Genomic DNA, 6,148 nt, shown 5'->3' with positions numbered 1-6,148 from the left:
CCCGCCGCAGCCAGACCTATGCCTCCAACGCCCACATCTTCCTCGTGTGGATGGTGGGCGCCTCGGTGGTGCTGCTCATCATCGCCATCCTGTTCCTGCGCAACCAGATCCGCCCCATCCAAACGCTGGCGGAGGCGGCCGAGCGCTTCGGACGCGGCCTGCCGGTGGAGAATTTCCGCCCCCGCGGCGCGCTGGAGGTGCGGCAGGCGGCCTTCGCCTTCCTGGAAATGCGCCGCCGCATCGAGCGCCAGATCGAGCAGCGCACCACCATGCTCGCCGGTGTCTCCCACGATCTGCGCACCATCCTCACCCGCTTCCGCCTCGAACTCGCCCTGATCGGCGAGGGCGAGGAGATCGAGGCGCTGAAGCAGGATGTCGACGTGATGAACGCCATGCTGGAGGCCTATCTCGCCTTCGCCCGCGGCGACGGCGACGAGCAGGCCCGCGAGACCGACCTGACCCTCATCCTCGAATATCTGGAGGACGAGGCCGTTGCCCGCGGTGCCAGCGTCTTTCCCACCAGCTTCGAGGGCGAGCCGATGGTGGTGGTCAAGCCGATGGCCTTCAGCCGGCTGCTGTTCAATCTGGTGGTCAATGCCACGCGCTATGGCCGGACCGTGCAGATCGCGGCGCGCCATGCCGATGGCTGGATCACGGTCGTGGTCGACGACGACGGCCCGGGCATCGCGCCCGACGACCGCGAGGCGGTGTTCCGGCCCTTCTTCCGCCTCGATGCCGCACGCAATCAGGACCAGACCGGCACCGGCCTCGGCCTGACGATCGCCCGCGACATCGCCCGCGGCCACGGCGGCGACGTCACGCTGGGCGATTCGCCTCTCGGCGGCCTGCGGGTGCGCGTGCGGGTGCCGGGCTGAGGACGCGGGCGGATCGGTAATCGGGGCGGTTCAGTAATCGCGCTCGGCCGTGACGCCGACCGAGGTCTGCCCGGTAAGGCCGACGGAGCCTTCCAGCTTCACGCTGGGCGTCACGTCGACCTGCACGGAGAAGCGGGTCGAGGCGGCATTGGTGCCCTGCTTGACGCCGATATAGACGTTGTCGGTGGCATAGGCACCGGCTTCCAGCGTGGGCCGGTCATTGGAATCGGAGCCGAGCGAGAGCTGGTTGAGGCCGAGGATGCGGCGGATGCGGTCGAGCAGCCCCGGCCCGCGCGAGAAGCCCGACATGTTGCCCACCGCATTGGCCAGCGCCAGCGCCTCGCCCGGCGAAAGGCCGCCGGCGGCCTTGTTGAACAGCAGGCGCGACAACACCTCATCCTGCGGCAGTTCCGGCGTGGAGGTGAAGTTGAACACCGGCGCCGAGGCACGGCCCGTCACCTCGATGCGCGCGGTCACTTCCGCGGCCCGGGTTTCGGCCACCAGATCGAGCACGGGGTCGAGCGAATCGGCGAAGGTCAGGTTGCCGCGGCTGAAGGTGAGCTGCTGGCCGAGGATGGACAGCGTGCCGCGGCGCATCTCCAGATTGCCGTTCACGACCGGGGCCGAACTGGTGCCGGTGATGCGGAACGAGCCCTGGAATTCGGCATCGATGCCCTGACCGCGCACGAACACCCGGTTGGGCGCGCTGACGGTGATGTTGAGCGCGGCGTTGAACGGGGTCGGCGTGGCGCCCTCGCCCGGCCGGGCGGGCGCCGGCGGCGGCGGGAAATAGGGCAGCAGGTCGCGCGGCACGTTGATGTGGCGCACGTCGATGGGGGCGGCCGACGAGGGCAGCCGGTCCGGCACGGTGACGTTGACGCTGTTGAGCACGATGGAGCCGGCGATTTCCGGGGCAACCGAAACCGGGCCGCTGATGCGCAGATCGGCCGTGGCATCGGCCCGCACCATGCCCTGATAGCGCAGCACCAGCCCGCGCGCGGTAATCAGGATATCGGCGGGGAAATGGCGCGCCGGATCGAGCGCCACCTGCCCGGCCACCGCCAGCGAGCCGCCGGAGGCGGAATTGCCGGTGATGCCTTCCAGCCGCGCCGTGGTGCCGTCCATGCGCACCACGCCGCCGATGTTGCGGAAATCGAGGCCCAGCATCACGTCGGAGAAGGCCACGTTGCTGATGCGCAGCTGGCCGTTGAAGCGCGGCGCCGCGGCCGTACCGGTGGCGGTGCCGTCGAGGCTGAGCTGGCCGGAGAGGCGGCGCGAGGCCGACGGGGCGATCTGGTTGACGAGCGCCAGATCGGCATTGCCGCCGACGCGGATGCTGAACGGCCCGGTGGCGCTGAGCGGCGCCGTGCCCTGCGCCTTCAGCCGGGTGGTGCCGGCCTCAAGGGCGGCATCGACCGTCAGGCCCTGCCCGTTGGTGGTGCCCTTCGCCGTCACGTTGATGGCCGGAGCCGTCTGCGGCATGGCGGCGAGGCGGGCGTTACGCACGGCGAGATCGTAATCGATCTTCGGCGCCGTCGGGCTGCCGGCGAGCCTGGCGCGGCCGGCAAGGGTGCCGGAAAGCCCAAGATCGGGCGCGACGATGCCGGCAAGGCCGAGCGGCAGGTTTTCAAGGCCCACATCCAGCGCCAGCACCTTCGCCCCGGCCCGGCCGGCCACGGTGGCCGTGCCGCGGGCGGCCCCGTCGCTCACCCCCAGAGCAAGGTCGAGGGTGGCGACGTCGTCCTTCCAGACCACGGTGCCGGGGCGGGTAAGGCGCACGGCGGCGGGCGCCCGCTCGGCCGAGAACCGGCTGAGCGCGACGGAAACCGCACGGCCCGGCGGAACGTCCCGGGGCAGCGACACGACGGCATCCGCCGCGATGGCGGCGCCCTGAAGGCGCAGCGAAAGCTGGGTGGCGATGCGCTCCAGCGGCCCTTCCACACGGATGCGCGGCTGTTCGATCACCTGCCCGCCCGCGGCGATGCGCTCGGCGGTGACCGTTCCCGTCACCGCCGGCGCCCTGAGCGGATCGCTGACCGTGGCATCGAGGGTGAGTTTCGACAGCGACACCTGCGGCAGGGCGAAGGCCGGCACGCTGACGCGGGCACGGGCGGTATCGGCGCCGCCGTTGCCGAGATCGACATCGGCCGTGAAGGAGCCCGTGGCCTTGAGGCCGGCCAGCGCCAGCGCCGGCGCCACGTCGGCCGCCTGCACGCTCATGCGCCCCACCGGCCGCGCCCCGCCGGTCTGCGACAGCGAGCCGGTGGCGGAAAGCCCCACCAGCGCCAGCCGGTCGACGGCAAGGCGGAACCCCGCCGGGCCATAAGCGCCGTCGATGGTGCCGGTGATGGCCTGCCCGCCGGCGGAACCGCCGAGCGCGATGCGCCCGTCGAAGCTGCCATCCGCCTTGCGGCCGGCCTCGATATCGGCGCGGAACGGAGCGATGCGCTGGCTGGCGGCGACGATTTCGGCGCTGGTCAGCGCACCGGCGAAGCGCGGCGCCTCGAAGGTGCCGGAAAGCGTGCCCTCCAGCGCCGCCTTGCCGGCAAGCGTCGGGGTCAGCAGCGACAGGTCGGCAAGGCTGACCTTCAGCTTCACGCCCTCGCCGGCCGGGCCGAAGCGGCCGTCGGCGCGCGCGGTCAGCTTTGCCCCCTCCAGCGCCAGCGCCTCCACCGTTACCGTGTGGTCGGCCGCCGCGGAGACCGCCAGAGACAGCCGCGGGCCGGCCCCCGCCAGCCCGTCCACCAGCGCAAGGCCGGTCTTCAGGCCCTTCGCCGACAGGTCGAGGTGGAGGTTGCCGGTGCGGGCGGGAATGTTGCCGTCGCCGTTCAGCGCCAGCTTCAGCCCGCCGGTCAGCGGCTGGCCGGCGAGCGTGCCGAACGGCGCAAGGTCGTCGCTCTCGGCGGTCAGCGACACCATCGCCTGCCCGTCGTCGAGACTGCCGGTCGCCCGCACGCCGAGCCCCAGCGCCGAGAGATCGGCACTGTCGACCGTGATTGCGCCGCCGGCACCGAGGGTGGCGGTGAAGGCCAGCCGCGGCGCGCCGCTCCGGCCAAGGTCGCGGCCGGCAAGCTGCGCCTTCTCAAGCTGTGCCGTCACGGCCAGCGTGCGCGTGCCGGCGCCGCCCAGCAGGCCGGGCGTCTGGCTCAGGGTCGCTTCCAGCGCCAGCGTGTCGGCGGAAAGCGCCGCCACGCCCGGGGCCTTCATGGCCGCGCGCACCACAGCCGTCGGTGCCGCGGTGGTGCCGCCGACGCGGGCGGAAAGGGCAATGGTCTGCCAGACGGCGGCCTTGCCGGTCAGCCCCTCGAACACCACGGAGGGCGCGACGGTGCCTTCGGCCGAAAGATCGAGCCCGCCGGAGGCGGTCGCCACCGTGCCGGTGGCCGACAGCGTGCCGGCGGCGGCCGCGACGGTGGCCTTTTCGATCACCACGTCGCCGGTGTCCTTCACCAGCGTGGAGAGCGCCGCCGTGATGGCCTCGCCCGCCAGCGGCCGATAAGGCGCCGGCAGCACGAAGGCGATGGGGGCATTGAGACCGGCCGTGATGCGCCGTCCGCCGTCGACGCGGACGATATGGGCCTGGCCCGTCGTCAGCGTGCGTTCGCCCAGCGCCAGCGTCAGCGTGCCGGCCCACGAATCGAGCGGGCCGTCGCCCTTCACGGCAAGGCTCAGCGGCGCGGCGTCGCCGGCGATACCGGCCAGCCGGTGCACCGGCCCGCCCGGCGGCTCGGCGGCGGTGAGGTCGATGGCCAGCGTCTGATCGGCCGGCCGGAAGACGAGGCCAAGGTCGAGATCGGGCGAATCGGGCCCCAGCGCATCGACGATGAGGCGGGTGTCGACGGGCGCCGTCGCGGTGCGCATCGGCAGATCGAGCCGGCCGCGGATGGCGAAGGCCACCGGCTCGCGCCCCGACAGCTTCTCGCCGATCGACACCTTGCCGACATCGACGGCGTCGATGCGGATATCGAGCGGCACGCCGGCCGATGACGACGTGCTCTCCGTCTTCGCGCCGGCCACCGGAGCGCGGGCGACATCGACATGACCGATGGCCAGCCGGTCGGCCACGAAGGCGGCGCGCAGCAGCCGCGACGGCTGCCACACCAGATTGACGCGGTCGATGGCCAGCCACGGCCCCTCGCGGTCGCCGACCGTGATGCCGCTCACGGTAAGGTCGCCGAGCGGCCCCCCGATGCCGGCAATGGTCACCGGCGTGGCGGTGTTGCGGGTGAACTCGCCCACCGCCCGCACGATCAGCGTGCGCCCGGGTGCGGTGAAGACGAGGCCGGCCACCGCCGCAACGACCACGACGACGAGCACCGCCAGCGCCAGCAGCAGCGCCCGCACGATGCGCCCGGCGCGGCCGCGCCGCGCCCTGCCGCCCCGTTCGTGCCCTGCCGTGGTGGGATTGCCTGTCGCCATGCTCAGAATGCCTGCCCGATGCTGATATAGGCGGCCACCGCGCCGTCGTTGGGTTCCTTCGTCAGCGGGGTGGCGACGTCGAGACGGATCGGCCCGATGGGGGTGAAATAGCGCAGGCCGAGGCCGACACCCACCTTGAGCGGCTCGGAGAAGTCCGGCCAGCTTTCGGTGTAGGCACTGCCGGCATCGACAAAGGGCACGATGCCGATGGTCTCGGTGATGCGGGTGCGCAGCTCCAGCGAGGTGACGAACACGCTGCGGCCGCCGATGATCTGGCCCCACTCGTTGCGCGGGCTCGCGGCCTGATAGGCATAGCCGCGGATGGAACCGCCGCCGCCGGCATAGAGGCGGTCGTTGGCGGGCGTATCGGCCAGCGAGGGGCCGAGCACGCTGCCGACCTGCAGCTTGCCGGCCACGATGAAGCGGCCGGCCTCGTCGAAGGCGTGATAGCCGGTCAGCGTCGCCCCGGACAGCAGCATGGCGTTGGTGTCGCCGATATCGCCGGCCACCGGCTGCAGCTGCAGCACGGCGCGATAGCCGCGGCTGGGGTTGAGCTTGTCGTCGGTGGTATCGATGTTGGCGGCCATCGGCAGGCCGAACAGCGCGTAATAGTGGTGGCCGAAGCTGTCGGTGATGTTGGCCCAGCTCGGCGCGAAGCCGATCGACACGTTACGCTGGTCGTCGATGCGGTGGTTCAGCGTGATTTCGTTGTCGAAACCCTCGCGGGTGTAGGCATCTGGCGCCTGCCGCACCAGATGCTGGGCAATCGACAGTTCGTTATCGCGCGACCACAGGCCCGGTTTCACGAAGGTGTAGCCGAGGCTGTATTCCAGATCGTTGATGGCGTTGACGCC

The 6,148-nt window shown here is 71.7% G+C and carries 3 protein-coding genes; 1 reads left to right on the top strand and 2 read right to left on the bottom strand.

Annotation, left to right across the window (positions count from 1 at the left end; translation table 11 throughout):
- On the top strand, positions 1 to 875 hold an 875-nt coding region (locus V7067_RS14420; RefSeq protein ID WP_334176601.1), incomplete at its 5' end, for an ATP-binding protein.
- A gap of 30 nt (positions 876 to 905) precedes the next feature.
- Here the strand turns inward: V7067_RS14420 and V7067_RS14415 are convergent.
- Together V7067_RS14415 and V7067_RS14410 are read right to left on the bottom strand one after the other, a co-directional pair.
- Positions 906 to 5,294 carry a translocation/assembly module TamB domain-containing protein gene (locus V7067_RS14415; RefSeq protein ID WP_334176600.1) on the bottom strand — a complete coding sequence of 1,463 codons (4,389 nt, stop codon included), beginning with the start codon at positions 5,292 to 5,294 and terminating at the stop codon, positions 906 to 908.
- A gap of 2 nt (positions 5,295 to 5,296) precedes the next feature.
- Positions 5,297 to 6,148: BamA/TamA family outer membrane protein (locus V7067_RS14410; protein WP_334176599.1), on the bottom strand; the 852-nt coding region annotated here is incomplete at its 5' end.

This window comes from Pseudoxanthobacter sp., from assembly GCF_036822375.1.
Taxonomy (GTDB): Bacteria; Pseudomonadota; Alphaproteobacteria; order Rhizobiales; family Segnochrobactraceae; genus Pseudoxanthobacter.
Note: the sequence above shows the minus strand (reverse complement) of the source record. Positions and strands in the feature narration are given on the sequence as shown.

Bases quoted from the DNA above. Each gene is read 5' to 3' on its own strand.
- V7067_RS14415 (WP_334176600.1), bottom strand. From the start codon at position 5,294: ATGGCGACAGGCAATCCCACCACGGCAGGGCACGAACGGGGCGGCAGG.